The organism is Phocaeicola sartorii JCM 17136 = DSM 21941 (assembly GCF_054653615.1).
Window position 1 is genome coordinate 592,925 of sequence record NZ_BAAIFW010000005.1, and the last position, 26,819, is coordinate 619,743.

Sequence of the window (26,819 nt, forward strand, 5' to 3'; positions counted from 1 at the left end):
CTATTCTATTATACTTTCACTTTCGTCACTATGTTTGAGTGCATTTTTTAAAACACATTCTTTGCTGGTATTTGCGTAGCAATAAACGCAGAAATGACGACAAGTATTATACATTCCAATATCCTTACTTACCATACACCCACAGGCTTTACGCTGTCCGGAATCTTTCACATTTTTCGTCTTTGATGGAATTGGTGGAAGTTCCCCAAACATATCTCTTTCCGGCCATTTTAATGTATGAAGATAATAAACCAATTCTTTGTCATTAGAGAATATGCGTTTCATTAGTTCACCGTCAATACAACGATTATGTTCTATGCCATAAGACTCTAGATTTATATCTTCTGCACAAGTTGCCATTTCAACATTCCATCCTTGTTCTTTCCAAACGGATCGGATTTTCTGAAGGCCTTCAACAATTTCTATTCGCTGAGCATGGCTAGCTTCGGCATTTTCAACATCCTCTTTCGTAAAGAACATTGTTTCTTTTACGAGATTATTTTGAACTTTTCGATATGCTTTTACATCTATAAAACTGAAAACCAATTTATCAGTATATCCTTTCAGTTTATTGCCGACATTCCATATTTTTTTAAGCAATTCTCTTGGACTTATAGATGAAGTGATTATAAGTGGATCAAATCTCCATATCACTCTCTCTTTACCTATCATTTGAGATAATTGCTTAAATGTTTCGACTCTTTCTTCAACAGATGCTACGTTAGGTTCAAATCCTTCATTAACATAATCATTCAATGTAACTTGGAAATAATAGTGTATTCCCATTTCATCAAGGATATGCAAATATGGTAGAATAGGTTTTGGATTTTTTGTCCAAAATACTATCACTTTGCAATTCTTAAAAGAGATATACATTTTTTGCTGGTTAAAAGGATTGTACCAAGCGCAATAACCTTTTGCCAAGCGGTTAAAGAACCACTTGGAATAAAAAGCTGGTATATCTGTAGAACGACTTGCTGAAATGATAACAGGAGCTGTTGCCTCTACAATCATGCCAAAGTCATTCTTTATTGTAATTTTATCGAATATCATAGTATGCTAATAATTCTTTTTCAACTTTATATGCCATTTCCTGTGTGAATATATATGTTAAGGAAGTTGGTCCTTTTACATTTCCTGAAAGGCCTTCTTTCTTGCAAAGATTTACAAAGAAACGTATGTGCTCTTCTTTGCTGTTAGGATATTTTGATGCTGTAAATGACCAATTTTGCTCGAGACGTCTTAACACTTTTTTATCTAATCCGACAAAGGACGGAATATTAGGCAAACAATTTGATGTGTTTTGATTAGTTATAGAAGTTGGTGTATTCATTTCGGGGAATAACGAAGGAGTTTCCTGTTTCTTTATTTTGTCTTTCTTCTCTTCGTTATGACCAAAATGTCTCAAAATATTTTTTTGTGCAGTCTTAGTCAAGTTGGCCTTTTCTAATATTGAACATATTGCATCATAATTATCTACAGATTGATAGATTCTTAGGGACAAGCAAGCTAACTCTTTTTGTTTTTTGGCTTTCTTCGATAACGTTTCATTAATAGCATCTTCAAAACACTCGTTTATAGGTTTTGATGAAACGGATAAAACCGATTCTAATTTATTTACAAATTGATAGACTTCCTTGAAGTTTACTGATTCTAGAATAAAAGATAATTCTTCCTTTGAAAACTTACAAGATTGTTTTTCAATTTCTTCTGAGCTGCAATTAGAATTGGCAATATCATGAGACAAAATTCCCATGTTTTTCCCATATAATTTTTTATATATGAGTGAATATGTTGACATGTTAAGAATATCGGATAACGCATCCTTATTCATTTCCAAATAACCACATAAACTACCCCACAATGAAAGAATATAACGATAATTCTCAAATTCTGCCATTTTGCACAAAGCCATACAATCATTGAAACTCTGACCTTTTAATATAAATGCAGCTATAGATTTGAGTTCAATGTTATCAATGCTATTTATTCCAAAATGGATGGCTGGATCGTTAATAAATGCATGTAAATTATTTATGTATGCTCGTTCTTTAGACTTCTCCCAATTGATTTCACCTATTTGTCCCTTTAATATAGGTACAATGGTCTCCATCACTCCCATATAAAAGCCAAGGCGATTAGCATATAACCTTTCTACTGTTTGTTTATTTTTTATTACATAATCGATAACGGCATTAACCAATGGAGCATTAGAAATTGAAATAATATTTCCATTCATTGAAATATCATTCAAAGTAGATGGGGGTAGACTTTTTTGGAAGACATTAACTGCGTATGCTGTTCTCTTTTCAATGTCAGATCGAAGCCTTAAATAATCATTTTTAGTATGTAGCTCTGAAACTTGGGGAAGGAAATAGCATCCCCATTTTTTGCATAAAGAGGTAAATATATAATCCCAACAATTTATATTCTTGAGAAATCCAATTAAACATTCTTTAAGGAAATAAAATCTGTTTCCCAACTCATTCTTCAAGTTAACTTCAAATTGTTCTGTACTATTCCTCTCTGTTAAATCAATTTTCTTATATTCATCTAACAAAAATAATAATTTCTCACCAAAAACAGTTATAGATGAAGGAGTAGAAATAAGACTGGTTAATATGTTGTATATATCTTGAGTAAGCCTTAATTGTACCGCTAAATCATGATTAACAGATTTCTGCTCTCCTAAGAGATATGCATATAATACACCTTTTTGTTTATCAATAATTTCATCCTCAAATACTCCTACTTCATAATGTGGAATAGACGTAAGTTTCGGAAGTTGTCTTGCTTCAAGCTTATTGGCATTTGGGACTATAGAATAATTATTATAGTATTTGATGGATTTATTACTTCGGGTATTTACTAAAGTAATTTTATATGCTTGCTCAGAGAAAAAATAGAAACAGCAATTTGTAGGGGTCAGATTCAGAGTATGAGAACAAATACAAACACCATCTTGTATTTCGTTTTCATAAAAATCTTGAGTTTGTACATCATCTTCAAACTCAATAAGCACTGGATAATTATAGCGTCCAACGTCGTTAATCGTAAATTGAACTGGATATTTAAATAATACGATAGCGTTGAAAGGACGAAGTTCCTCTATTTGTTCATATAATTTATACCCACTTAGCCGTTGAACATAATGTGATATAGGCAAAATACATTCAGATTGAAGTAAATTGTCCATATTTAAACTTGATGTTGGTATATAGAATTTCATAAAGTATATATTTAGAATGGTCCATTGGCGCCAGTTTCGTTCCCTGCATAGATATGGGAATCTGGTGCTGGTAATTTGGACGTCAGGTTATCTGTATATAAAAGATAAAGGTTTTCCAATGGACGTGTTGTCGCTACATATAATGCAGACTCATTTTCAACCATTGGATCTATGTCCCAGTTGACATAATTTTTGAATTCATTAAGCCCACAACATGGAATAAATACATCATTAAATTGTAATCCTTTAGCACAGTGCCAAGTAATTATTTTAGGACTTGTTGATTTGAAATCTATGTCCATATTATCGCGTGTCTTCCATTGAACAGGTATTCCTCTTGACACAAGATAGTCTCGAATCATAGTAACTTGATGATTATAATACACAAGAATGCCCACATCGGTTAAACCACCATTATTTATATATTCTATTATTTTATCAAGTTGAGATGTGGTTCGTATTAAACGTGGCTTTGGACCATTTTTGATACATGCAAATGACAAACGAGATGCGGGACGTATATATTCACCAACCTTAGCATTTTCAATAGTGAGACGATAGTTAATACACAAATCTTGTGGATGAATTCTTAATTGTTTAGCCGTTTCCTCTACACTTTGGACAGGATGGTTTGGGAATTCCATTATTGATTGATTAGAATCCCCAAAAAACCAGCAGTATTTTCCATGATCTTTAAAATCTGCAATTTCATCAGCATTAAAGTCCTGGCACTCATCTATGAACATATATGTAAAGTGAGGTTTTGAAGAACGTTTCCATTCTTCAAAATAATATACATGACCTTCATTTTGTCCAATTTCAGCCAATTCGTCAACAAAAAATTGTTTTAGTGATTTTGTATATACTATAATTGCATATGAACTAGTTAGCGTTGAAACTTGCTTGGCTTTCTTTAAAAGAGTCAACGATTTTCCAGAACCTGCAATTCCCTTAACTATTGCGGTTCGTTCTGCAGACATATTGATGATTATCTGCTGGTCTTTGTCTGGTGTAAGATTATCTAGTGCCATAAGTTATAAGGTGTATTTTTATCTGCCATCGGATTTATTGCACGACATGTTTTTGATGGATATCCTGCCATTACTTCCTGAGCAAATGATTTATTACAAATGATTCTGTATGCGATTTTACTTATATCATTATTCTTTTCTCTATGGGATACATAAAAAATATCTTGCATATAACAACCGGAACACTGGTTCTCATAATGATAACAAGCATTGGGCACAATGCTTTTGTATTGCTGTGAGTTCTTTAGAAATCTATTTATTCCGCTATTCATCATTTGTGGATAATACAAGGTCCCATTATCTACTTTTGTTGTAACATCAGAAATAATAAAGATTCCATTAGTTTTAAGCAATGGGGAAAAATACGAAGCTATCAACTCATATGGATTGTTTCCATTAAAAGTTCCATGTTGTACAAATTCATTTATAGCTTTAAAAGACATCATAAAATGATATTGCATATTTGACACATTTATGACCTCCTGTATTTCCTGTTCAGATTCGACATAAATACATTGAGGGTTGATATGTATTTCAAGTCTAAATTCTGGTGCCCTTTCTACCGACTCTGTAAGATGATATAAAAAACGTATTGCATCAGGATTTGCATCGTATGCATTTATATTTACACGTTTTAGATTAGGAAGATTTTCGCTCAATACAACAAGTAAACCTATAATTTCACCACCTGTCCCACAACAAAAATCTAGCACATTGATTTCTTGTAAATTATACAATGATTGTTTATAGTTGTCATTTGTCATTAGAGAGGCTAAAATGCTATAAACTTCAGCAAAACTTCTAGGGAAATATGTTCCCAAATACAATTTTATAAATTCATATGGCTGATCTGGATTATAAACCACCTCCATAGGGCGTGGTTCATAGACAGCCTCAAAATCGTCAAAGATGATTTTATCAAGCCATATTGGAAGTATAACAGATTTATTATCCATAAGACTTCTCTTTTATCTATTGTAGTATTTGTGAATTGTCAATATTTGGACACAAATATATAAAAAGGATTGCAGACTCACTAGAAAATCTCAGAAAAGCTGCAATTCTTTTGTGAGAAAGATTATCTGCCTACAAAACAACGCCATTTGTTATCGTTTTCGTTTGAATGAAGTCATATTATTATCATGCTTCTTCTCACCCCACATCAAATCAGAAGATGAACTACCAGAACCTGTGCTGACATGAACCTCTGCCTGTCCACCGGCAGCAAGGGTAAAAGTTACTTCCAACAGTTCAGCCTGCCTTACGCTTACCTGTTCCTGCGGCTCGAAGACGGCGTTGACAAACTCCTCGTCCGTGATTTGCCCGTTGAAATGTCTTTGGGCCACATCATAGTCTATATGGAACTTGGTGTCCTCAAAAAGTTTCTCTCCGACCCGTGTCCAGATGTGGAGCGACGGATTCCGGTAGTTGGACACGCTGATTCGGACAAGCTCGGCACCGGATGAGAGGCTATAACGCTGAGGGTTTGCCTTGCGGTCAAGCAAGTCTATCTGTTTCCGCTGCCTGCCTATAACGGCATCTTTCTCTTCTGACTGCCGCTCGGCGGCTTCCGCCCTGCGGATGGCTGCGTCTATCTCTTTCTGGTAGCTGTTCCGCAGCTTTTCGATTCCTGATTTATGTTGTTCCTGCAACCGTGCCTTTTCTGCCTGAAGAGCCTTAATCTGTCTATTAAGTCGAAGTCTCGGTGGAGCATTTTTTCAGATAGACGGAAACTTTCATCGGCATCGCTTTTTGATTCACATCGCAAAGGTAAATAAATTCCCGTATATGTTCCCATATATCCCGAAGAAACCTGCAACGGATTAAGACAAATTAAAAAGTCGTTCCCGAATCTGATACCGCATAAAATGCAGTATATCAACGGTTATATTTGCAGATGTTTGGCTTTTCTTTTCATTTTGACCTTTATTTGTCTTCCCTAATATCATATATTGCAGTTCCACGCTTTTTTTTATGTATAAATACTTCTTTGGGAACTAGGGGTAAATAGTAACAAAATGAAAGACTATGGTAAATGCCCTAATTGTGAGGGGGAACTAAAAGTTCAAAAAGTAAATGACGACTATTCTGCAATATTGAAATGTAAATATTGTAATAAGATTTTTAGAGTGACATTTGATGAAAGAAGATTTCCTTCTAATATAAATTCGTTTAATTGGGGGGCTTTTGGATTATGGCCTATATGGGGAATATGGAATAAAAGACCTCATCTTATTATTTGTTATTTAGTCCTTAGATTATTCTCTTCATCAGCAATGCCTACACCTATGATATTACTGAGTGGTGTGGTTGCTGTCAGCTTTTCTTTTTACTATGGTTTTCGGGGTAATAAAATATCTTGGTTTGAAAAGGAATGGCCATCTGTGGAAGTATTTGAAAAAAAACAATTGTTTTGGGAAATTGCAGGTGTTGTATGTTTTATCATAAGCATATTTGTTTTTCTTTTCTCTTTAAAATCGTAATAAGTTATTTTGCATAATAATGAAGATTGAAGAAATTAAAGAAGGAATGGATGTAAATAAAAATCCATTGAGACGAGATGGAAAAGGGCAATTAGTCAAGAAAGCTTCTAGCAAGTATTTTGAATCTCCTATAAGAAATCCTATACCTCAATTTATAGAGAATAAAAAAATATTTCCGTTTGCAGAAGGTGTTAATAGGTTATTATTCGTCTTATGGTTAATTGTTTCTTTATTTATAGAAGTTGGAAACTGGCGGTTCTACTATTTTGATAAATTGAATTCACAATGGTTTTTTTCTACTGATTTAATAGATATCGTAGAATGTGATTCTATTGGAAATTATGGCATTGGAGTTGGTGCATGTTTGCTAATCGCAATGATGTATTTGGTCTTTTTATGGGTTTATCGGGGATTCTGTAAAGAACCATGAGCTAATAAAAATAGATATTTTATTGTAGCTTTTAATAAATAGCACACGAATTTTATTTTGATAAAATGAAACTGTAATATAATAATTGTAATGTAGAAAAATGAGAAAATCACTTATTTGTAAGAGATTGTCAATGGAAATAAGTAAATTTGCACTCGGTATGAGGCAACTCATGCCCGAGGCATATTAATAAAAAAAGCGATATGCTCTCTGTTTTATCGGATAGAGTGTTATGTATATGAAGAATATTGAAGCAAACAAACAGCTTATAGCAGCGTGCGGTCTTTACTGTGGCGCATGCCGTAAGTATCTTGCGGAGAAATGTCCAGGTTGTCGGCTCAACGAGAAAGCTTCATGGTGTAAAATAAGAACTTGTGTCCATCGGCATGGCTTCCATTCCTGTGCTGAATGCTGTAAGGATGTGACAGAGTGTAAGACATATTCCAATCTTATCGGAAAGATATTCGCTTTTCTGTTCAAATCAGATCGTCCTGCTTGTATCCGCTACATCAGGGAGCATGACGAACAGGCTTTTGCAGAAGAAATGACAAAACGTAAATGTCAGACAATGCAGAAGAAATAACGCCAAGAAGTATGAGGAATAATGTGGGAGGAATGCCAAGAATAGCACCGACGATGCGATGGACCAGTTCAAAGACAGACATAGACAGGTATTAGATCTGGCAGGGCGTTTAACCGATAGTGGATTGTTCGGCAAAGCCCATTACAATTGGACTGGAACAACCTCACTCGCCTCCTGTTTTATCAGTACTGCAAGTGCTCACTATGATTAGGCCTTGAAAAAACTGAAAATACATCGAAAAAAGAATACGAAACAATAAAAACAAAATAGATGAACAACGAAATTTTATATATCCTTCTGCCGGATTATGCAGCGCATGAGATTGTCTATCTTTCACAAGCTGTCGCTTCCGATGAATTTGCGCTGAAAGAGAATCCGAAGTATGTCAATAAGGTTGTTGCTCCGACAATGGAACCTGTAAAATCTATCGGTGGCTTCCGGACTTTACCTGATTATTCGTTTGAAACGATGCCCGATGACTATGCCGCATTGGTGCTGATTGGCGGTTTCGGATGGAATACAACTGTTGCGAAACAGGTTGTGCCGATTGTCAAACAGGCCATTGAGAAGGGCAAGGTTGTCGGAGCTATATGCAACGGGGCTTCGTTTATGGCAAAGTGCGGATTTCTCAATGAGGTAAAGCATACAGGAAACGGTCTGGAACAATTGAAGCTTTGGGGAGGAGACTGTTATACAAATCCAGCTGGATATATCCACGCCCAAGCGGTCAGTGACAGGAATATTGTGACGGCAAACGGGTCTGCAACCCTTGAATTTGCTAAAGAACTCTTACTGTTGCTTGAGAATGATACGCCGGAGCGTATCGAAATGTATTATCAGTTCAACAAACAAGGCTTCTGCTTGCTTTGTGCCGGTCAATAATTGTATGGAAATAATATATAGGTGATTGTCGTCATTCTACCGTCTGTGAAAAGTAGGATATTTGTTATTGAAACGGAACCCGAATCCCAGCATCAGATAGTTAGGGTCATGGAAATCCTGCAAATTATATCCGATATGAAGGAATGAGCTGCGCGTAACTTCTATCTTTAGCGCCAAGATCTGGTAGAAAGATTTTAAATCTCCGCCTGCATGAATCACATTGGTACCCAATCCTATGCCTACGGTGAAATAAGGCATCACGTACTCGGCACGTCCCGAAACCCCCAGTGCCAGTTGCTTGCCTGCAGACGGCTTGAGGAACTCGTTGCCGTATCCGTCCGGACTATACACATTCGCACTGCCGTCATAAACCCCGTCCAATGAAATGCCTGCACGGAACTTATATCCGAAATTATACATCGGCGCGAAATTGAATCCCAGCACCGGATAAGCCTCCGGAGAGGCAACCATCTGTCCTTCGCCAATCGTTACTCCCTTTCTGCGCCATGAACCGAACAATACTAAGTCATAACTGATATGACGGGGAAATTTAGGTACGGGTGATTGATATAAGGGTTTTGTAAAATATTCTTCTTTTCTATTGATATTGTAAACCAACCCTACCTTTAGTCCGATAGAATTGAGTCCTGCATTCGGGAATTTAGTATTACCGTTGGAAAAATGCGTCACTGCCACCCCGGTTGTGAAATCGAATTGGGGAGAGAGCATCCAGTTGAAATAGAAATTTGTGTTCAGATAGGCGTTTACTTTCGAACCTATCACCTTATTATAAGGGTTCAAATCACTGTGATAAGGTTTCCAGCCGAATGAGGCTCCGAAATTCCATTCGTAGTTTAACGACAGCCGTTGGTTGAAACGGGTGATGCGTGCTCCTTGAAACAAATAGACGGTAAGCGGGTTGCCCAACTGCTGCTTCTCATACATATTATAATAGGCCACGCCGATACCTTGATAGGCGCCTCTGTAAATGCGGTCGGTATAGGTGTTCGGATGAAACTGGAACGAGTATTTCAAGTGAAGCGACAGGGAGTTCTCTATGGGCCTGTTGTCCAGATTCTCTCCTCTGAAAAAAGAACTGGTGGGGAATATGTATCCGGGGCGCGCTTCCAGGCCGATGCGATGGATAAAGTGGCGTCTCAATGACAAGGAATCTACAAAGAGGTGATTGGGAATATTCGTCTGGACAGAGGAAGAGGTAACCAATGCTGTATCTACAGGATTTCCCTCTGTATTGTTTTTAGTTTCGTCCTCGGCAAAAGCCATGTTACTTACGAACAGCAATACGCTCAGAAGTATCATGATTTTCCATTTTTGTATTGTGCCTTTCATACTCCGTGTGATGTTTTTGTGTTTTTTATTGATCTATAGTATGGTCTGATTTTTTGTTTGTGGCACAAATATAAGCATAGTATTTGAAAAAAGAAATTTGTTGGATATAAAAAGGTTTTGTATAACCTTGATAACCACTATTTAAACTATTTTGAGGATGAATTGCAATATCATCCTCTGCCATCGGCTCCCCACATCATCTTATTTCGGAGCGTGTTGAAAAAGATGTGGCAGTTCCGTTTGACTACCTTTATTTTATAATCAGCCTTGCGGATTGTGAGTTGGCTGCCTTCACGGCAAGTCTCACTTCGTCCGTCGATAGCAATCAGAAAATTGTGGCTGCGGCTCTCTATATCCAGTGTGATTTCCCAGTCGTCGTTGATCACGATGGGGCGTACGTTCAAGCTGTGTGGCGCAACCGGGGTGATGGCGCTATGGTTTTGTAATGTTCACTCCACGATCTTGGATATTATCAGATTGCACTTTCTGTTTTATGTTCTCTATCGTTGAAGAATAAACTTTTATAGGCTTTTCCAATATTTCTTTTCCCAATAATCGGGCTTCGTCTGTTCTCTTTTGTTCTTTGTACAGCTCGTAAAGTTTGAAAAGAGGAATAAAACGAACCGGACACATGTATGATGCTTTTAAATAATGTCTTTCGGCTTCTGGATAATTTTTTAACTTCCAGTTATTATCTGCCAACAACATTTCAATATCATAGTCATTTAGATATTTAGTGCATTTTCTTACTATCTCTAGACTTTCATCATATAGCATGTTATCATAAAGAACGGAACTATAATTGAACAAAAAATAGGGATTATAAGACATTTTATTATACAAGTCTTTGTAATTCAAATATGCTTTTTCAAAATAGCCAAAAGACACATTTCGTATTTGTTTCTTCCATGTGTATTGGCTGAAAGCATCACTGAAAATATTATAAATGCCATAACAGCATATTATTATTATGAAATATTTTATACAATAAATAGACGTTTCCATTTTATAAACTCTCTTCATTCTGAAAGAGGATAAGCTATAGGCTAGCAAGAATGATACTAATGGATATCTGAAGGGGTAGGAAAAAGAGGAACATATCATGATGACTAATAAACATAGCTCGGCTTCTTCTTTTTTTTCTTTACTGGTAAATAGAAGAATAATGGGAATCGCTAATATGATAAATCCCAACAAGCCATATTCTATCAAAACTAATAGATATTCATTGAAAGGATGAAATACATTGCTTGCCAACATAGCATATTTACTATCTTTATCTTTCTGAAATACTTTTGCTTGGAAGTTCATATAATCGCGCTTGAAACTTCCACTTCCTGTTCCACATAATATTGTCTTTTCATTTATCATAGAAATGGAGGTCTTATAAATGAATATCCGTCCATTAGTTGAATCGGACTTGTAAAAAATGGCAACAACTAACAAAAGACAAATTAATAATGATTGTGTGATGGTTTTATGCCGGAAAATAAAAAAAGAAAGTACGGCTGTACATGCTATTATACCAGTTCTTGATTGAGAAGCAAGAACGGATGAGAAAATAATAAAAGCTCCTATATAATATAAGATCTTCATTCTTTTGGATGCGGTTTTCTGTATGAGTTCGCATGCAAAAGGAAATATGCATGACAATGAGATTGAAAACCCTGCGGGGTTATCAAAACTTCCTGTAACAAAAGTGTTGTTTTTAATAAAATGTGAGATGCCCCATACAGATAAGATAACTCCTGTAAGTAAAAGAATTTTATTTATCTTTAAGTTTGACAGAGAATTGTTGTTGATTATGAAGAAAGAATAAATCAGCCAAAAGCTAATGAAATTGTAAATGAAAGAAATATGATGTGGTGAGGCTATGAAAGCTCTGATTGTTATATAAAATATAGCTAATGTAATACAAATATATATTGCATCTACATTACATAAAATCTTCTTTTTGATATTTCTTCCTATAAATAGGATTGCCCCAATTAATATAATTAATTGAAATGCAATCCATTTAATGGTTATTGTCGGTTCGACAAGTCCTTCATAAACTGGTAGGCTTGTCCCTGCAATTATCAGAAGATAGAAAAAAGATTCTGATTTAATCATGTAACAGTTCTTCTAATTTTGTTCTCGCGAAATTTAGCGAACCTCTGAAAATCACATTGTGATATTCGTCCAAGATGAGGATGGTAGGTACAACATGAAATTCTATGCAATCCAATAAAGGATTTTCGTAATCTGTTGCAAATACGGTGAAATCATGTCCCCTATCCGTAATAAGTTTCTGTCCGGTTTTTATGTCTTCATCCTTTCTGTCATTTTTGAGAAAAACTGATGCAATGATGATGGTGGAGTCGTTCTTATACTTTTCATGCATTTTTTGTAGATTAGGAAAACTTTTGAAACAGCTGGAACAATGGCTTCCCCAAAAATACAATACTATATATTTGCCTTTTAGTTCCTTCAGCTTAAATTTTTTATTGCTGTCCTCAATGGAATAATCAGCAACATTCAATGTCTGTTCTTTATTAAGCTTTCCATAGTTATAAATTTCAGCCCACCTGTCTGCAACTTTTGTTATTCCCAATAGCCATATCAAGCACCCTATAATGATTAAAATCTTGTTTTTGTATTCGTACGCTAGTATTGTCGTGATGAATGCCCATAGAATGCAAAGACAGTATATAAAAGAAATTTCTGTACCCGCAAAATCTACAATTCTTAGCGGTAACTCGATGAATGCCATTCCTGTAAAAATAGCACCATAAATCATCCGTCTTTTTTGATTGGAGTATTTCTTTAGCATCCATAGTGTTAGTAGTACATAAAGAATACTCCCTGCCACTGTCGCCCACCGAAAAGAAACTGAACGAATAGGGGAAAAAATAATATATGTTGCAAATGAATAAAGAAATATTTTGAAAAAAGTTTTCATAGCGTATCTTTTATTTTATGTAGCGGACAGAGTGTTTTAGCCCTGTCTGCTCTGTTTCTATTTTTAAACCCCTCCACATGTTCCATCGCATGGGTAATCCCAGAAAAAGCCACAGCCATCTTCACTTGCTTTACATCCAGTTCTTGATGTTTCACAGTCCATTGTAAGACACCATCTCATATACTGATCTATTTCACAGTCGCATTCTTCTCCACTTGATTTGACTAAAGCTCTGGATTGTGTAGATATACGAATTTTTCCGGATTTATCTACTAATGTGTTTCCGGTAGCAACGATACCTGTAATTAGTGGCATATCCCAATTGAGCTGTGCTTTTGCATCTTCCACCCATTTATAAAAAAAGATATCTATTTCTTCTTGTTCCTCATCTGTTCTTTCTTTTGTCCGGTCAAATATTTGCGGATTCTCATCAATATAGTTAAGAATGATAGCAATGTGAGCCTTTTCTTCATCATTCCATTCCATTTGCAGAACTTCATTTAGTTTGTCTTTCCAGAAGTTTATTTTTTGTTGTTGAGTAAAAGCACGGAATGTTGCACGTTTTACACTTTCATCCAAATCGTTCCATGTACTACGGCTCATGGCTCTAATTTCGTTGAGATTGTCATGTACCCATTCATCAATTTCTTGGTTACAGCTATAGGTTTCTTCATTTTGGCATCCGGAAAGGATGACTGTCATAAACAATAAAGCACAAAAAAATAATTTTTTCTTCATAATTTTCATATTAATCATTTAACAACTCCTTTTATTCTTAGCACACACACTTCTTTATCTACATTTGATTCTAGAAAAATACGTTTATCAAAACGCCCTGTTTGATTTTTAGAATCATAATAGACTTTTATTTTTCCTCTTTCTCCCATTTTTATGGGATGCTTGGGATATTCTACTCTTACGCATCCACAAGAGACTGATGCTTTGTGGATAACAAAAGGAGTATTACTTTTTACGTTAAAGGAAAATTCTTCAAATACGACCTTTGAGTTTTTGGTATCAATCTGTCCAAAATCATGTGTCTTTTTTCCCCATTCAACATAGGCCTTTTCTTGTGAAAAAGCATTGTTTAAATTATTTGCAATTAATATGCATGCAAATACGATTCTAAATAACATAATTACAATAATTTTATATTAAAAACAGTATTCTAAATTGAGAACTTGCTCTTGTTTGATAGGTGTTGGACATTTAGTTGACAACTTCTATTGTTGTTACAGGATTAGTTCACTCAACAATATTCAAAAACTGAATAGGTTTACAGATTTTTTTAACCTAGTGTAGTTGTCATATTGGTTTTGCAAATGTAATGCTAATTATTCTATTATTTCAATGTTGTAGAACTTATGTGTCTATTTTATTATTTTTTATAATTTTTATTGGAATACACATATTCAAAACCTGATGTGGGCGGAATTATTATGCATATATAGTCTGTTTAATGCGTTCCCTCACTTGATTAAATGTTTTCTACTCTAAAGGAGTTTTCATATCAGATTGATTTAATCATCCTCTGCCATCGGCTCCCCACATCATCTTATTTCGGAGCGTGTTGAAAAAGATGTGGCAGTTCCGTTTGACTACCTTTATTTTATAATCAGCCTTGCGGATTGTGAGTTGGCTGCCTTCACGGCAAGTCTCACTTCGTCCGTCGATAGCAATCAGGAAATTGTGGCTGCGGCTTTCTATATCCAGTGTGATTTCCCAGTCGTCGTTGATCACGATGGGGCGTACGTTCAGACTGTGTGGCGCAACCGGGGTGATGGCGATGGTGTTGCTGTGTGGCACGATCACAGGTCCGCCGATGCTCAGCGAGTAGGCGGTAGAGCCGGTAGGAGTGGCAATGACCAGTCCGTCCGCCTGGTAAGTGGTGAGATAGGCCCCGTTGATGGCCGTGTGGATGGAAATCATGGAAGAACTGTCACGCTTCAGTACCGCTATCTCGTTCAGCCCGAAAGGGTAACCTTTCAGTTCCTGTTCCTTGCAGGATACCTGCAATACGCTACGGTCTTCTATCCGGTAGTTTCCGCTGTAGATGTCATTGAAGGTGTCCTCCATCTCTTCAGGGGAGACATCGGCCAGAAAACCTAACCGCCCGGTGTTGATGCCCAGTATGGGAATGTTGCGCGAACCCACACGGCTGGCGGCTTTCAGGAAAGTACCGTCACCTCCGATGCTCAGCACCATGTCGGCTTCAAAATTGTTCCCGTCGAAAACACCGGCATGACGGATGTTGATCTTGAGGTCGTTTGTCAGAAACTGGTAGAACTCACGGCAGATGTGAACTTCGGCGTTATGCTGTGATAGAATGGATAACAGGCGTTCCACATGAGCCGATTTCTTGGCCTGATAAGTGTTTCCGAAAAGGGCGAATTTCATTGGGCGTATATTCATTAGTTAATTTTATAAATCTTTTGTTTGTCAAAAAGGACCAGGTTTTAATAAAACCTGCTAACTTTGCACATCAGAACTGCAAAGATAATAATATATTGCCAAGATGACAAAGTTAAGTGTAAATATAAACAAGGTAGCCACCTTGCGTAATGCCCGGGGAGGTAACAATCCGGACGTGGTGAAAGTAGCCTTGGACTGTGAGACGTTTGGTGCCGAAGGCATCACTGTACATCCCCGTCCCGACGAACGTCATATCCGCCGTAGCGACGTGTACGAACTTCGTCCGTTGCTTACTACAGAGTTTAATATCGAAGGATATCCCGCACCGGAGTTCGTTGACCTGGTGCTGAAAGTAAAACCTCATCAGGTAACGCTGGTACCCGATGCGCCCGATCAGATTACGTCTAACGCCGGATGGGATACCAAGGCGAACCTTTCTTTTCTGACCGAACTGATGGATACGTTCGGCCAGGCAGGCATCCGTACCTCTATCTTTGTCGGTACGGACAAGGAGATGATAGAATATGCCGCCAAGGCGGGGGCCGACCGGGTGGAACTTTATACGGAACCCTACGCTACGCTGTTTCCCCAGAACCCCGAGGCAGCCATCGCTCCCTTTATAGAAGCGGCGAAGGTGACCCGTAGCTTGGGGATGGGGCTGAATGCAGGCCACGACCTTAGTCTGGCAAACCTGAAATATATGCATACGCATATTCCTTGGCTGGACGAGGTGTCTATCGGTCATGCATTGATAAGCGACGCGCTTTATATGGGATTAAAACAAACTATTGAAGAATATAAAAATTGTCTTCGTTCATGATGAATATCACTTTACTGGCTGCACAGGCAGCCTTGGCGGATACCCTTACCGGGGGTAATCCCGTATTGACACCCGTTTCGGGAGAGGCTCAGATGAACCTTTGGGATATGGCGGTAAAAGGCGGATGGATCATGCTTGTGCTGGCTCTGCTGTCCGTAGCGTGTTTTTATATCTTTTTTGAACGCCTTGCCTATATTCGCAAGGCCGGTAAGGAAGACCCTTTGTTTATGGAGCGTATCCGGGATTATATCCGTACCGGAGAGGTGAAGTCGGCCATCAATTATTGCCGCATTACCAATACCCCTTCTGCCCGGATGATTGAAAAGGGAATTTCGCGTATGGGGCGTCCCGTTGCCGATGTGCAGGCTGCCATAGAGAATGCCGGAAACATTGAAGTGGCAAAATTGGAAAATGGTTTCCCCGTTATCGCTACGGTTTCGGGCGGTGCTCCCATGCTTGGCTTTTTAGGAACGGTGACCGGTATGGTGCGCGCTTTTTGGGAAATGGCCAATGCCGGAAACAATATTGATATTACGCTGCTGTCGGGAGGTATCTACGAGGCGATGATTACTACCGTGGGTGGTCTTATAGTGGGTATTGCAGCCATGTTTGCTTATAACTATCTGGTGGTGCGTGTGGATAAGGTAGTCGGCCAGATGGAAGCCCGTACCATGGATTTTATGGATTTGCTGAATGAACCGGTTCAAAAATAAAAGTATATGGCGTTAAAAAGAAGACAAAAAATATCACCCAACTTCAGTATGGCGTCTATGACAGACCTCATATTCCTGTTGCTGATATTTTTCATGATTACCTCCACCATGGTGTCGCCCAATGCCATCAAGGTACTGCTCCCGCAAGGCAGGCAGCAGACTTCGGCGAAACCGCTCACACGGGTAATCATAGACAAGCAGCTGAACTTCTATACCGCTTTCGGCAATGAGGATGAAATGCCGATAGACTTGGAAGAACTGCCCGCATTCCTGCAAAGGTGTGCCGAGAAGGAACCCGATATGTATGTGGCCCTTTATGCGGATGAGGCCGTGCCTTACCGCGAAATAGTAAGGGTGCTGAATATTGCTAATGAAAATCACTTCAAGATGGTGCTGGCTACGCGTCCGCCTGAGAAGAAACGTTAAGCTGTAAGCATGAAGAAAAATAAGATAACAGGACTGATTGGTACGGCTGTACTGCATATACTTCTCCTTATCCTGCTGCTGGTGATTGTTATCCGTCGTCCGCAGGTTCAAGAAGAAGGGGGTGTCCCTGTTATGTTGGGAAATACGGAGCTTTCTCAAGGGAATGCCGACCCTTATACGCTGACGGATGTGGATATAATGAATGAGCCTGAGGCTCCGGCTCCTGATGTGTCCGAACCGGAAACGGTTCCTCCTGTCGAGACAAAAGAGGAAATCATCACCCAGACAGAAGAGGAGACAGTGGCGGTTCCCGACAAGAAGCCTGAAAAAGAAACTCCTAAAAAAGAGAAACCTAAGAAGGAAACTCCCAAGAAGGATGTGCCGAAGAAAGAGACGGTAAAGCCGAAAGAGAAAACCGAAACCGAGAAGCGTGCCGAGGCTGAAAAGGCGGCAGCAGAGAAGAAAGCGGCGGCCGAAAGGGCGGCGGCGGAAGCGGCGGCGAAGAAGATAGCCGGTGCTTTCGGCAAGGGAACCCAGATGGGAAATAAAGGAACCGGTACCACAGGTTCCGGCTTGGAGGGAAGCCCGACGGGAAATTCTTCGGAAGGTAAGTCCAGCGGAGTGGGCGGCTACGGAACATTCGACCTTAACGGACGTTCGTTGGGTAGTGGCGGTTTGCCCATGCCTGTCTATAATGTGCAGGATGAGGGACGGGTGGTGGTGACTATCACCGTGAATCCCGCAGGGCAGGTGATAAGCACCAGTATCAACAAACGTACCAATACAGTGAACGCTTCGTTACGGAAGGCAGCGGAAGAGGCTGCCCGTAAGGCACGCTTTAACCAAGTGGACGGAGTGAATAACCAGACAGGTACTATTACATATTACTTTAAACTGAAGTAGCTTATGAAAACAATTTGTGTATTTTTGGCAGAAGGCTTCGAGGAAGTGGAAGCGCTGACCCCGGTAGATGTGTTGAGACGTGCAGGCTTGCCTGTAAAGACCGTTTCTGTGACAGGTGTGCTGACCGTAAACGGTGCGCATGGTGTTCCGGTAATAGCCGACAGGGTGTTTGAAGAAGTGAAAGAAGAGGAGGTGGAGATGATTGTATTGCCCGGCGGTCTGCCCGGAGCGACCAATCTGGATGCTCACGAAGGTCTGGGTAAGTTGATCAGGACATTTGCCGAGGCCGGACGTCCGTTGTCTGCCATCTGTGCCGCTCCGTTGGTATATGGAAAGCGTGGTTTGTTGAAAGGCAGGAAAGCAACTTGCTATCCGGGCTTTGAAAAATACCTGGAGGGTGCTGACTATACGGCCGCTTTAGTGCAGAAGGACGGCAATTTCATTACCGGCAAAGGGCCCGGTGCTGCTATGGCATTCTCATTTGCTATTGCGGAAAAATATGTCGGTGCAGAAAAGGTGAAGGAACTGAAGCAGGGGATGATGATTGAAGAATGAACAGGCATGTCATTATAGTAGCGGGAGGTAAAGGGCTGCGCATGGGGGGCGATATTCCCAAACAGTTTTTGCCTGTGGGAGGCAGGCCCGTGCTGATGCGTACCATAGAGGCCTTTTACGCTTTTGATTCTTCTATACATTGTATATTAGTTCTTCCGGTGAGCCAGCAGGCTTACTGGAAAGAACTTTGTGTGACGTATCATTTCACTTTGCCTCATGATATTGCCGATGGGGGAGAGACTCGTTTCCATTCCGTCAAGAATGGATTGGCATACGTAACGGGGGAGGGCTTGGTAGGTGTTCATGATGGTGTCCGTCCTTTCGTCTCCCGGGAAGTGATAGCCGGATGCTATGAGGCGGCGCAGACTAAGAAAGCGGTCGTTCCTGTAATTGATGTGGTGGAGACCGTGCGTCACCTTACGAAGCCGGGAAGTGAGACTGTTCCGCGCAGCGACTATAAACTGGTCCAGACTCCGCAGGTCTTTGATATACAGTTGCTGAAAGAGGCATACAATCAGGAATATACGGATACCTTTACCGATGATGCTTCTGTAGTGGAAGCCATGGGCGGAGAAATCTGCCTGGTGCCGGGAAATAGAGAAAATATAAAATTAACCACCCCTTTTGATTTGAAAATAGCGGAAGTCTTAATTTGAAATGTTCGACATCACTACGCGTGACATAAAATATTTGCAAGGAGTAGGTCCGCAGCGTGCAACCGTCTTGAACAAGGAATTGAATCTGTTTTCCTTGCATGACTTGTTGTACTATTTCCCTTATAAATACGTAGACCGCAGCCGCCTTTATTATATTCATGAAATAGACGGCAACATGCCCTATATCCAGTTGAAAGGTGAAATCCTCAGCTTTGAGACTTTCGGTGAGGGAAGACAGCGCAGGCTTGTCGGTCATTTTTCGGATGGAACGGGCGTTATTGATTTAGTCTGGTTTCAAGGAATCAAGTATCTGTTAGAGCATTATAAGACCCGGACAGAGTATATCGTTTTTGGCAAACCGACCGTATTCAATGGCCGTATCAACGTGGCCCATCCCGACATGGATCCTTCCGGCGAACTTACCTTATCGACGATGGGGCTGCAACCCTATTACAACACGACGGAAAGGATGAAGCGCGGTTTCTTGAACTCTCACGGGGTGGAGAAACTGATGAAGAATGCGCTTGCCTTATTACAAGAGCCTCTTGCCGAAACATTACCTCCGCAGTTGGTGGAGGAGCATCATCTGATGTCTTTGGATGAGGCTATCCGCTATATTCATTTCCCTCAGAACCCCGAACAGCTTCGGAAGGCTCAATATCGTTTGAAATTTGAAGAACTGTTTTATGTGCAGCTCAATATCCTGCGTTACAGCAAGGACAGGCAGCGCAAATACCGGGGGCTTCGTTTCGAGCGGGTGGGCGAGATTTTTAATACGTTTTATTCACAAAATCTTCCTTTTGAGCTGACCGGAGCACAGAAACGGGTGATAAAGGAGATACGGAAGGATATGGGAAGCGGCCGGCAGATGAACCGCTTGTTGCAGGGAGACGTAGGAAGCGGAAAAACGCTGGTGGCACTGATGTCCATGCTCATTGCACTGGACAACGGCTATCAGGCATGTATGATGGCTCCCACCGAAATTCTTGCCGCTCAGCATTATGAGACCATTCAGAAATTCCTGTTTGGCATGGATGTGCGTGTGGAACTTCTGATGGGTTCCGTCAAAGGAAAGAGGCGTGAGAGGATATTGAAGGATTTGTTGACGGGAGATGTCCAGATTCTGATAGGTACCCATGCCGTACTGGAAGATACCGTGGGCTTTTCTTCTTTGGGAATGGTGATTATAGACGAGCAACATCGTTTCGGGGTGGCTCAGCGTGCCAAGTTATGGAGTAAGAACGTCTGTCCGCCTCATGTGTTGGTCATGACGGCTACTCCTATTCCCCGTACCCTGGCTATGACGTTATATGGCGATTTGGATGTATCCGTCATTGATGAGTTGCCTCCGGGCCGTAAACCCATTCAGACGATCCATCAGTTTGACAACCGCCGCGCCAGTCTTTATGCTTCCATTCGTAAACAGATAGAGGAAGGTCGGCAGATCTACATTGTTTATCCTTTGATAAAGGAGAGTGAGAAGATGGATATCAAGAATCTGGAAGAGGGGTATGAACTGATTTGTGCCGAATTCCCCGATTGCCGGGTGAGCAAGGTGCATGGTAAGATGAAGCCGGTGGAGAAAGATGCTGAGATGCAGCGTTTTGTCAGTGGTGAAACTCAGATTATGGTGGCCACTACAGTGATTGAGGTAGGGGTGAATGTCCCTAACGCCTCGGTGATGGTCATTGAAAACGCCGAACGTTTCGGGCTTTCACAATTGCATCAGTTGCGTGGGCGTGTAGGCCGCGGAGCCGATCAGTCTTATTGTATTTTGGTCACCACGTACAAACTGACCGAAGAAACCCGCAAGCGGTTGGAGATAATGGTGCAGACCAATGATGGTTTCGAGATAGCGGAAGCCGATTTGAAGTTGCGCGGTCCCGGTGACCTGGAGGGAACCCAGCAGAGTGGGGTTGCTTTTGACCTGAAGATTGCCGATATAGCCCGTGACGGACAATTATTGCAATATGTCCGTGAGGTGGCAAGTCGGATTGTAGATGAGGATCCCGCAGGGACTCGTCCGGAAAATGCTATTCTTTGGCAACAGTTGCAGGCGTTGCGTAAAACAAATATAAATTGGGCGGCTATCTCTTAAAATATCACCATTACGGAGTTTTGAAGAAGGTGGTTTATATTGTATGATAAAACGTTCAAATTGTTACTTAAATGCTAATTTGTGATGAAAACATTTATCTATATATTTAGATGTATAATAATAGTCGTATTGGTAGTCGTGATGAATTCTTGTTCAAAACGGGTGGTTGACGATTCTATTTCTGTTCTTCTTGAGGAACAGGCTCTTTCTAATGCAGTTCCACTAGAGGCGCATGATGTATGGTATCCGTTTGATAGTATCTATTCAAATCGATTTTATGTTTATGCGGATACTATTCTAGTTGTTGAAAATAAAAAAGCAGCTGGGAATTTCTTGGATTTTTATAACATTCGAAATCGGAACCTTATTGCAAGAAAATTACCTTTTGGAGAAGGACCTGGAGAATTGTTATTTGCGCAAATGATCTATGAAGGTAATGTAATGCGTGTTACTGATTATATTAATAGACGGCTATATAATGTGGAAATTGATAAAGTTTTGAGCAACTCCAATTATAATCCAGAATTGGCTTCGTTTTCAAAAAGTATCATAGTCACAAGTGCTCCGGTATCTTACGGAGATTCCATTTTGTGTATCAATCCATTCCATTATGTTCACCAACAGGCAGGAATAGATCAACAACCACCTAGAATTATTGCGATGACCGATAAGAATCCTAATCCTTCTATACCTATGGATTTCGATTATATGACAGTTAATGTAGGGCAAGGGCTTTTAGGTGCAAATGCCTGTTTAGGAAAAATATTTTTTGCATCCTTTGATATTTCTTCGATAGAATTTTATAATTCTGATTTAAAACTCGTCAAAAATGTGCTTGGGCCTGTCATGCTTCCTGAAACAAAATTAAGCATAAGTATTGATAATAACGGTAAACATGATGTGTGTTATAAAGGAATGGATCAGCCTGAAGCCTACACTGGATTTACTATCTTTAATGACAAACTATATTTTATTTATACTGGAAGAAGTATAATATGGGATAATGTCAAGGATTATTATTCTTATATTTTATGTTTTGACTGGAATGGTAACTTTCTGAAAAGTTATAGTGCTCCCGTAAGGATTAATACATTAAGTGTGTCAGTTTCTGAACCTAATGTTTTTTATGCTACAATAAAAGATGAAGAAAATAATCCGAAATTGATTAAATTGACTCCTACAAATACGGGAGAATAATTACATTTTACATTTATGAAAATGATAAAACTCATATTTGTTTTTATATTCTTGCTTTCTGGATGTATGAGTAATCATACTTCTAAGTCATGTCTAAATGAAAGTGATGGTCTGTATTTGCTTTCCCAAGATAAAGGTTTGCTTAATTTAACTCCGGTGACAGAATATTTTCCTGATGGATTTAGTGGATATATTTATGTGATGAATTCTGAATGTTCAGATTGTATTGGAACTTTTATAAGCTTTGTTAAAAAATTAAGTGCGTCTAGGTACTGTGGAAATTTATTAGTTGTGATTTCTGTTGCTACTCAGCCTGTAGTAAACCATTATATTAAGGAATATGATTTTTCTAAAAATATTAATGTCATATTGTCAGAAGATAAACAAGGGAAGTGGGGGATAGGTTCTATTGAAAAGGAAAACGGTAAGGTCTATGTTGTAACTGATAATAAGATTGAAAATGTATTTCAATATGCTCTTTATTAAATCTTTTATACTTATAGATTGCTATTTTTTAAATTGTACCTGTAGAATGTGATGGAGCTTGTAACAGTATATTGTATCCTGTACTTTTGTTAAAAATAAGGATGTATGTTGCATAACATGTTTGCAGCGCTTCCCCCTTATTTATAGTGGTTTCCGGACTTTCTGTCCACCTTTTGCATATAACTTACATAAAAAAAGAGTTAAAGAAGTACCTTGTTTCTCAAGGAAAATCTCTATCTTTGGGAGAATTTTTGAGAAGAAGCACAGAATAAACCTTAAAAGAACCGAATATTATGATGGAAAAAACGCTGGTTATTTTGAAGCCTTGCACGTTGCAGAGAGGCTTGGTAGGTGAGATTACTAACAGGTTTGAAAGGAAAGGCCTGCGTTTAGCCGGAATGAAAATGGTTCAGTTGACGGATGAAGTGCTTAGCGAACATTACGCTCATTTAAGCTCGAAGCCGTTCTTTCAGCGTGTGAAAGACGCAATGATGGTTTGCCCCGTTATTGTATGTTGCTTTGAAGGTGTGGACGCTGTTCAAGTAGTGAGAACATTAACCGGTCCTACTAACGGACGTCTGGCGGCTCCCGGAACTATCCGTGGAGATTACAGCATGAGCTTTCAGGAAAATATAGTCCATGCATCCGATTCGCCGGAGACCGCCGAAGTGGAATTGAAACGATTTTTTAAACCAGAAGAGATATTCGAGTATAAACAAGCCGTGTTCGGCTTCCTTTATGCGAATGACGAATATTAAAAGAAAAACAAAAAAACGGATGATTTTGAAATGTGTTAAAGTAGTCGCAGCGGCAGCCTTCGCCCTAGTCAGCCTGAATGTGTCAGGACAGGACTTGCTGGCACGCCAGGCACCCATCGACCGAAAATTGAAAGCAGTGGATTCTGTTGCATTGATTCGTCAGATAAAGGCGGAGAAGTCAGCTTACCCTGCATATAGTCTCTATCCGAACTGGAGTAACGAGCGTGTACACGCTTATGGTAATACTGTTACGATCCCTGATACTTTCCGTATTGATATGACCGGCTTCCGTATGCCGACAGAACACACGAAAATAACTTCTAAATTTGGTCCCCGCCGTCGTCGTATGCACAATGGACTGGATATAAAAGTATATATCGGAGATACCATTCGTGCCGCTTTCAGTGGAAAGGTGCGCATGGTGAAGTATGAACGCCGCGGATATGGAAAATATGTGGTGATCCGCCACGAAAACGGTCTGGAGACTGTATATGGTCACTTGTCGAAGCAGATTGTGGACGAAGACCAATACGTGGAAGCAGGAGAACCCATCGGATTGGGAGGAAACACAGGACGCTCTACCGGATCACATCTTCATTTTGAAACCCGTTTTCTGGGACAAGCCATTAATCCGGCGCTTTTATTTGATTTTGAAAAACAGGATATCGTAGCCGATTCTTATTTGTTTAGAAAAGGTAATAACAGATACCAGCGTAATACGAACAGTAAGAACGTGAATTTGTTGGCTTCATCAGATGGTACCATCCGTTATCATAAAGTAAGAAGTGGAGATACCTTGAGTCGCATTGCGCAGAAAACAGGTACATCTATTGATGCTTTGTGCAAGTTGAACCACATTACCCGCAGAACGATTCTTCGTCCGGGGCAAGTGTTAAGATGTTCTTAAGCTTTAGTTAATTAAGAAATACAAAATAGGGCGGAAAAGAGTATTCTTTTCCGCCTTTTTGTTTACGCTTAAGCAGAAAAATGCGTAACTTTGTCGCCTAATCATAGAGTATGATGAAAGATACGAAACAACAATTTGAACATGTAATAGCTATCTGCCGTGATTTGTTTGCAAAAAAACTGCACGATTACGGTGCGGCATGGCGCATCATGCGCCCCTCGTCTGTCACCGACCAGATATTTATCAAGGCAAACCGCATCCGCAGTATCGAAACCAAAGGAGTGACGATGGTGGATGAAGGCATCCGTTCGGAATTTATCGCTATCGTGAATTATGGAATCATCGGACTGGTCCAGCTGGAACTGGGATATGCCGAAACGGATGATATGACTGAAGAACGTGCTTTGGAACTGTATGACCGGTATGCCAAACAGGCATTGGAGCTGATGTTGGCCAAGAACCACGATTATGACGAGGCATGGCGCAGCATGCGTATCAGCTCATATACTGATTTGATTCTGATGAAGATCTATCGCACCAAGCAGATTGAAGGTCATGATGGAGCCACATGGGTATCAGAGGGTGTTGATGCCAACTACATGGACATGATTAATTATTCAGTATTCGGATTGATCAAGTTGGAATTTGGAGAGTAAACAGTCACATAGTATCGTTGGAATCTGGACAAACGCCTGCCGTTTTCTGCTGGCGCTGGTATTTATATTTTCCGGTTTTGTCAAAGCGGTGGATCCGCTGGGTACCCAATATAAAATTCAGGACTATCTGGAGGCCTTCGGCTGGGTTGCTTTGGTGCCTGCCTTCCTCCCGTTTCTGGCGTCTGTATTGCAGGCGATGGTTGAGTTTTGTTTGGGAATATACCTGTTGTTTGGCATCCGCCGGAGAATGACTACCTTGTTTGTTGTGGTGATCATGGGCGTGATGACTCCGCTCACTTTATGGTTGGCGCTTTCCAATCCGATATCGGACTGCGGATGCTTTGGCGATGCTGTGACCTTGACCAATTGGGAAACTTTTGGGAAGAATGTACTTTTGTTGATAGCGGCGGTTTCCGTCTTTAAATGGGGAAACCGCATAACTCCCTTGGTGACAAAGCGTTTTGACTGGCTGGTGGCTATGTACGCGTTTCTTTATATTTTGGGGATGACCCTGTATTGTTACCGTGAATTGCCTGTCTTTGATTTTCGCCCTTATCGTATCGGAACCGATATACGTAAGGGGATGGAAATTCCGGAAGGAGCGAAACCGACTGTGTATGACACTCGCTTTATTCTTCAGAAAAACGGAGTGGAGAAAGAATTTACATTAGATGATTATCCCGACAGCACATGGACTTTTGTGGATTCAAGAACGGTGGTGAAGGAGCAGGGATACGAACCGCCTATCCGTGACTTCTCTATTATCCGGCAAGAAGACGGGGAGGATGTGACGGATGAGATCTTGACGGATGATAAGTATACTTTCCTGTTGGTGGCGCACCAGCTGAGCCAGGCGGACGACAGTTCCATAGACCTGATCAATGAACTGTATGATTATAGTGTGGAGCATGGATATCAATTCTACTGTCTCACTTCATCACCCGATAGTGACATTGAAGACTGGCAGGAGCGTACTGGGGCCGAGTATCCTTTCTGCCTGATGGATGACATTACGCTGAAAACCATGATACGTTCTAACCCCGGACTGATGCTGCTGAAGAACGGTGTGGTTATAAACAAGTGGAGCGTGAACAACCTGCCCGATGAATACGTGCTGACCGACCGGTTGGAAAACCTGCCTTTGGCACAAGTCAATGAAAAGACTTTCAGCCATAAAGTGGTGCTGGTATTGGCATGGTTTGTCTTCCCGTTGTTGTTCTTTAGTATGGTAGATGTCATTTGGGAGCATTTCCACAGGAAAAAGAAACTGAAATTGAAAGAGAATCGAACGAAATAATTTCAT

Annotated in this window: 28 protein-coding genes and 3 pseudogenes; 18 read left to right on the forward strand and 13 right to left on the reverse strand. The window is 40.0% G+C overall.

The annotated features are described in order from the left end of the window. The 5 genes and pseudogenes from ACYQ0C_RS02495 to ACYQ0C_RS02515 all read right to left on the reverse strand — a co-directional run. Positions 1 to 1,053 (reverse strand): DUF1848 domain-containing protein, encoded by a 1,053-nt coding sequence (locus tag ACYQ0C_RS02495; protein WP_032941366.1) that lies wholly within the window; start codon positions 1,051 to 1,053, stop codon positions 1 to 3. Continuing rightward, positions 1,040 to 3,229 (reverse strand): hypothetical protein, encoded by a 2,190-nt coding sequence (locus ACYQ0C_RS02500; RefSeq protein WP_016275471.1) that lies wholly within the window; start codon positions 3,227 to 3,229, stop codon positions 1,040 to 1,042. The genes ACYQ0C_RS02495 and ACYQ0C_RS02500 overlap by 14 nt, the downstream gene beginning before the upstream one ends. 11 nt (positions 3,230 to 3,240) lie before the next feature. Continuing rightward, positions 3,241 to 4,260 (reverse strand): 3'-5' exonuclease, encoded by a 1,020-nt coding sequence (locus ACYQ0C_RS02505; RefSeq protein WP_016275472.1) that lies wholly within the window; start codon positions 4,258 to 4,260, stop codon positions 3,241 to 3,243. Continuing rightward, positions 4,251 to 5,216, reverse strand: coding sequence for a hypothetical protein (locus ACYQ0C_RS02510; protein ID WP_016275473.1), 966 nt, complete (start codon positions 5,214 to 5,216; stop codon positions 4,251 to 4,253). The genes ACYQ0C_RS02505 and ACYQ0C_RS02510 overlap by 10 nt, the downstream gene beginning before the upstream one ends. Before the next feature lie 150 nt (positions 5,217 to 5,366). Then, positions 5,367 to 5,957, reverse strand: a pseudogene (locus tag ACYQ0C_RS02515) (MobV family relaxase); the annotation flags it as partial. Positions 5,958 to 6,278: 321 nt separating this feature from the next. Here ACYQ0C_RS02515 and ACYQ0C_RS02520 point away from each other — a divergent pair. From ACYQ0C_RS02520 to ACYQ0C_RS02540, 5 genes and pseudogenes are all read left to right on the forward strand, one after another. Continuing rightward, complete coding sequence (locus ACYQ0C_RS02520; protein WP_016275475.1) at positions 6,279 to 6,743, forward strand: hypothetical protein; 465 nt, start codon at positions 6,279 to 6,281, stop codon at positions 6,741 to 6,743. Between the two features lie 19 nt (positions 6,744 to 6,762). Next, entirely contained in the window at positions 6,763 to 7,173 is a 411-nt protein-coding gene (locus ACYQ0C_RS02525; RefSeq protein ID WP_016275476.1) for a hypothetical protein, read from the forward strand. Between the two features lie 238 nt (positions 7,174 to 7,411). Then, the gene (locus ACYQ0C_RS02530; protein WP_025077126.1) at positions 7,412 to 7,756 is read left to right on the forward strand and encodes a DUF3795 domain-containing protein; all 345 of its coding nucleotides are present in this window, start codon (positions 7,412 to 7,414) and stop codon (positions 7,754 to 7,756) included. A gap of 43 nt (positions 7,757 to 7,799) precedes the next feature. Beyond that, a pseudogene (locus tag ACYQ0C_RS02535) lies at positions 7,800 to 7,967 on the forward strand (ClbS/DfsB family four-helix bundle protein); the annotation flags it as partial. Positions 7,968 to 8,026: 59 nt separating this feature from the next. Further along, positions 8,027 to 8,638, forward strand: a complete 612-nt coding sequence (locus tag ACYQ0C_RS02540) for a DJ-1/PfpI family protein (RefSeq protein ID WP_016275477.1) — start codon at positions 8,027 to 8,029, stop codon at positions 8,636 to 8,638. A 36-nt stretch (positions 8,639 to 8,674) separates the two neighbouring features. Here the strand turns inward: ACYQ0C_RS02540 and ACYQ0C_RS02545 are convergent, their stop codons facing one another. From ACYQ0C_RS02545 to ACYQ0C_RS02580, 8 genes and pseudogenes are all read right to left on the reverse strand, one after another. Further along, complete coding sequence (locus ACYQ0C_RS02545; RefSeq protein ID WP_016275478.1) at positions 8,675 to 9,988, reverse strand: acyloxyacyl hydrolase; 1,314 nt, start codon at positions 9,986 to 9,988, stop codon at positions 8,675 to 8,677. A gap of 25 nt (positions 9,989 to 10,013) precedes the next feature. Then, positions 10,014 to 10,172 (reverse strand): hypothetical protein, encoded by a 159-nt coding sequence (locus ACYQ0C_RS02550; protein WP_159106277.1) that lies wholly within the window; start codon positions 10,170 to 10,172, stop codon positions 10,014 to 10,016. Beyond that, positions 10,159 to 10,428, reverse strand: a pseudogene (locus ACYQ0C_RS02555) (NAD kinase); the annotation flags it as partial. The pseudogene ACYQ0C_RS02555 and the gene ACYQ0C_RS02550, both read right to left, overlap by 14 nt. Next, positions 10,421 to 12,100 (reverse strand): O-antigen ligase family protein, encoded by a 1,680-nt coding sequence (locus ACYQ0C_RS02560; protein ID WP_016275479.1) that lies wholly within the window; start codon positions 12,098 to 12,100, stop codon positions 10,421 to 10,423. The gene ACYQ0C_RS02560 and the pseudogene ACYQ0C_RS02555, both read right to left, overlap by 8 nt. Next, entirely contained in the window at positions 12,093 to 12,929 is an 837-nt protein-coding gene (locus tag ACYQ0C_RS02565) for a TlpA family protein disulfide reductase (RefSeq protein WP_016275480.1), read from the reverse strand. The genes ACYQ0C_RS02560 and ACYQ0C_RS02565 overlap by 8 nt, the downstream gene beginning before the upstream one ends. A 63-nt stretch (positions 12,930 to 12,992) precedes the next feature. Continuing rightward, positions 12,993 to 13,685, reverse strand: coding sequence for a bacteriocin fulvocin C-related protein (locus ACYQ0C_RS02570; protein WP_016275481.1), 693 nt, complete (start codon positions 13,683 to 13,685; stop codon positions 12,993 to 12,995). After that, positions 13,682 to 14,065 carry a DUF1573 domain-containing protein gene (locus ACYQ0C_RS02575; protein ID WP_016275482.1) on the reverse strand — a complete coding sequence of 128 codons (384 nt, stop codon included), beginning with the start codon at positions 14,063 to 14,065 and terminating at the stop codon, positions 13,682 to 13,684. Before ACYQ0C_RS02575 ends, ACYQ0C_RS02570 begins: the two co-directional genes overlap by 4 nt. Positions 14,066 to 14,453: 388 nt before the next feature. After that, positions 14,454 to 15,326, reverse strand: a complete 873-nt coding sequence (locus ACYQ0C_RS02580; RefSeq protein WP_025019515.1) for an NAD kinase — start codon at positions 15,324 to 15,326, stop codon at positions 14,454 to 14,456. Between the two features lie 118 nt (positions 15,327 to 15,444). On the opposite strand from ACYQ0C_RS02580, the gene ACYQ0C_RS02585 reads away from it, so the two are divergent. From ACYQ0C_RS02585 to ACYQ0C_RS02645, 13 genes are all read left to right on the forward strand, one after another. Beyond that, on the forward strand, positions 15,445 to 16,161 hold the full coding sequence (locus tag ACYQ0C_RS02585) for a pyridoxine 5'-phosphate synthase (RefSeq protein WP_016275484.1): 717 nt from the start codon (positions 15,445 to 15,447) through the stop codon (positions 16,159 to 16,161). Beyond that, on the forward strand, positions 16,158 to 16,874 hold the full coding sequence (locus ACYQ0C_RS02590; RefSeq protein ID WP_016275485.1) for a MotA/TolQ/ExbB proton channel family protein: 717 nt from the start codon (positions 16,158 to 16,160) through the stop codon (positions 16,872 to 16,874). Before ACYQ0C_RS02585 ends, ACYQ0C_RS02590 begins: the two co-directional genes overlap by 4 nt. A gap of 6 nt (positions 16,875 to 16,880) precedes the next feature. Continuing rightward, on the forward strand, positions 16,881 to 17,300 hold the full coding sequence (locus tag ACYQ0C_RS02595; protein WP_016275486.1) for an ExbD/TolR family protein: 420 nt from the start codon (positions 16,881 to 16,883) through the stop codon (positions 17,298 to 17,300). A gap of 9 nt (positions 17,301 to 17,309) precedes the next feature. Continuing rightward, a complete protein-coding gene (locus ACYQ0C_RS02600; protein WP_016275487.1) occupies positions 17,310 to 18,203 on the forward strand; it encodes a TonB family protein in 894 nt (297 codons plus the stop codon). 3 nt (positions 18,204 to 18,206) lie between these two features. Beyond that, positions 18,207 to 18,758 carry a DJ-1 family glyoxalase III gene (locus tag ACYQ0C_RS02605; protein WP_016275488.1) on the forward strand — a complete coding sequence of 184 codons (552 nt, stop codon included), beginning with the start codon at positions 18,207 to 18,209 and terminating at the stop codon, positions 18,756 to 18,758. Then, a complete protein-coding gene (locus tag ACYQ0C_RS02610) occupies positions 18,755 to 19,414 on the forward strand; it encodes a 2-C-methyl-D-erythritol 4-phosphate cytidylyltransferase (protein WP_016275489.1) in 660 nt (219 codons plus the stop codon). The genes ACYQ0C_RS02605 and ACYQ0C_RS02610 overlap by 4 nt, the downstream gene beginning before the upstream one ends. Before the next feature lies 1 nt (position 19,415). Further along, on the forward strand, positions 19,416 to 21,512 hold the full coding sequence (recG, locus tag ACYQ0C_RS02615) for an ATP-dependent DNA helicase RecG (protein ID WP_016275490.1): 2,097 nt from the start codon (positions 19,416 to 19,418) through the stop codon (positions 21,510 to 21,512). An 84-nt stretch (positions 21,513 to 21,596) separates the two neighbouring features. Then, positions 21,597 to 22,709: a hypothetical protein gene (locus ACYQ0C_RS02620; protein WP_016275491.1), complete on the forward strand. Its 1,113-nt coding sequence runs from the start codon at positions 21,597 to 21,599 to the stop codon at positions 22,707 to 22,709. A gap of 15 nt (positions 22,710 to 22,724) precedes the next feature. Continuing rightward, a complete protein-coding gene (locus ACYQ0C_RS02625) occupies positions 22,725 to 23,195 on the forward strand; it encodes a hypothetical protein (RefSeq protein ID WP_016275492.1) in 471 nt (156 codons plus the stop codon). A 293-nt stretch (positions 23,196 to 23,488) separates the two neighbouring features. Continuing rightward, complete coding sequence (gene ndk / locus ACYQ0C_RS02630; protein ID WP_016275493.1) at positions 23,489 to 23,953, forward strand: nucleoside-diphosphate kinase; 465 nt, start codon at positions 23,489 to 23,491, stop codon at positions 23,951 to 23,953. A 19-nt stretch (positions 23,954 to 23,972) separates the two neighbouring features. After that, complete coding sequence (locus ACYQ0C_RS02635; RefSeq protein WP_025019511.1) at positions 23,973 to 24,860, forward strand: M23 family metallopeptidase; 888 nt, start codon at positions 23,973 to 23,975, stop codon at positions 24,858 to 24,860. Between the two features lie 113 nt (positions 24,861 to 24,973). Then, complete coding sequence (locus tag ACYQ0C_RS02640; protein ID WP_016275495.1) at positions 24,974 to 25,516, forward strand: DUF1599 domain-containing protein; 543 nt, start codon at positions 24,974 to 24,976, stop codon at positions 25,514 to 25,516. Next, positions 25,506 to 26,813 (forward strand): BT_3928 family protein, encoded by a 1,308-nt coding sequence (locus ACYQ0C_RS02645; protein ID WP_016275496.1) that lies wholly within the window; start codon positions 25,506 to 25,508, stop codon positions 26,811 to 26,813. The genes ACYQ0C_RS02640 and ACYQ0C_RS02645 overlap by 11 nt, the downstream gene beginning before the upstream one ends. Positions 26,814 to 26,819: the final 6 nt, after the last annotated feature.

Coding starts and splice junctions, on each gene's coding strand:
- ACYQ0C_RS02495 (WP_032941366.1), bottom strand. CDS start 1,053: ATGATATTCGATAAAATTACAATAAAGAATGACTTTGGCATGATTGTA.
- ACYQ0C_RS02500 (WP_016275471.1), bottom strand. CDS start 3,229: ATGAAATTCTATATACCAACATCAAGTTTAAATATGGACAATTTACTT.
- ACYQ0C_RS02505 (WP_016275472.1), bottom strand. CDS start 4,260: ATGGCACTAGATAATCTTACACCAGACAAAGACCAGCAGATAATCATC.
- ACYQ0C_RS02510 (WP_016275473.1), bottom strand. CDS start 5,216: ATGGATAATAAATCTGTTATACTTCCAATATGGCTTGATAAAATCATC.
- ACYQ0C_RS02520 (WP_016275475.1), top strand. CDS start 6,279: ATGAAAGACTATGGTAAATGCCCTAATTGTGAGGGGGAACTAAAAGTT.
- ACYQ0C_RS02525 (WP_016275476.1), top strand. CDS start 6,763: ATGAAGATTGAAGAAATTAAAGAAGGAATGGATGTAAATAAAAATCCA.
- ACYQ0C_RS02530 (WP_025077126.1), top strand. CDS start 7,412: ATGAAGAATATTGAAGCAAACAAACAGCTTATAGCAGCGTGCGGTCTT.
- ACYQ0C_RS02540 (WP_016275477.1), top strand. CDS start 8,027: ATGAACAACGAAATTTTATATATCCTTCTGCCGGATTATGCAGCGCAT.
- ACYQ0C_RS02545 (WP_016275478.1), bottom strand. CDS start 9,988: ATGAAAGGCACAATACAAAAATGGAAAATCATGATACTTCTGAGCGTA.
- ACYQ0C_RS02550 (WP_159106277.1), bottom strand. CDS start 10,172: ATGGCAGAGGATGATATTGCAATTCATCCTCAAAATAGTTTAAATAGT.
- ACYQ0C_RS02560 (WP_016275479.1), bottom strand. CDS start 12,100: ATGATTAAATCAGAATCTTTTTTCTATCTTCTGATAATTGCAGGGACA.
- ACYQ0C_RS02565 (WP_016275480.1), bottom strand. CDS start 12,929: ATGAAAACTTTTTTCAAAATATTTCTTTATTCATTTGCAACATATATT.
- ACYQ0C_RS02570 (WP_016275481.1), bottom strand. CDS start 13,685: ATGATTAATATGAAAATTATGAAGAAAAAATTATTTTTTTGTGCTTTA.
- ACYQ0C_RS02575 (WP_016275482.1), bottom strand. CDS start 14,065: ATGTTATTTAGAATCGTATTTGCATGCATATTAATTGCAAATAATTTA.
- ACYQ0C_RS02580 (WP_025019515.1), bottom strand. CDS start 15,326: ATGAAATTCGCCCTTTTCGGAAACACTTATCAGGCCAAGAAATCGGCT.
- ACYQ0C_RS02585 (WP_016275484.1), top strand. CDS start 15,445: ATGACAAAGTTAAGTGTAAATATAAACAAGGTAGCCACCTTGCGTAAT.
- ACYQ0C_RS02590 (WP_016275485.1), top strand. CDS start 16,158: ATGATGAATATCACTTTACTGGCTGCACAGGCAGCCTTGGCGGATACC.
- ACYQ0C_RS02595 (WP_016275486.1), top strand. CDS start 16,881: ATGGCGTTAAAAAGAAGACAAAAAATATCACCCAACTTCAGTATGGCG.
- ACYQ0C_RS02600 (WP_016275487.1), top strand. CDS start 17,310: ATGAAGAAAAATAAGATAACAGGACTGATTGGTACGGCTGTACTGCAT.
- ACYQ0C_RS02605 (WP_016275488.1), top strand. CDS start 18,207: ATGAAAACAATTTGTGTATTTTTGGCAGAAGGCTTCGAGGAAGTGGAA.
- ACYQ0C_RS02610 (WP_016275489.1), top strand. CDS start 18,755: ATGAACAGGCATGTCATTATAGTAGCGGGAGGTAAAGGGCTGCGCATG.
- recG (WP_016275490.1), top strand. CDS start 19,416: ATGTTCGACATCACTACGCGTGACATAAAATATTTGCAAGGAGTAGGT.
- ACYQ0C_RS02620 (WP_016275491.1), top strand. CDS start 21,597: ATGAAAACATTTATCTATATATTTAGATGTATAATAATAGTCGTATTG.
- ACYQ0C_RS02625 (WP_016275492.1), top strand. CDS start 22,725: ATGAAAATGATAAAACTCATATTTGTTTTTATATTCTTGCTTTCTGGA.
- ndk (WP_016275493.1), top strand. CDS start 23,489: ATGATGGAAAAAACGCTGGTTATTTTGAAGCCTTGCACGTTGCAGAGA.
- ACYQ0C_RS02635 (WP_025019511.1), top strand. CDS start 23,973: ATGATTTTGAAATGTGTTAAAGTAGTCGCAGCGGCAGCCTTCGCCCTA.
- ACYQ0C_RS02640 (WP_016275495.1), top strand. CDS start 24,974: ATGAAAGATACGAAACAACAATTTGAACATGTAATAGCTATCTGCCGT.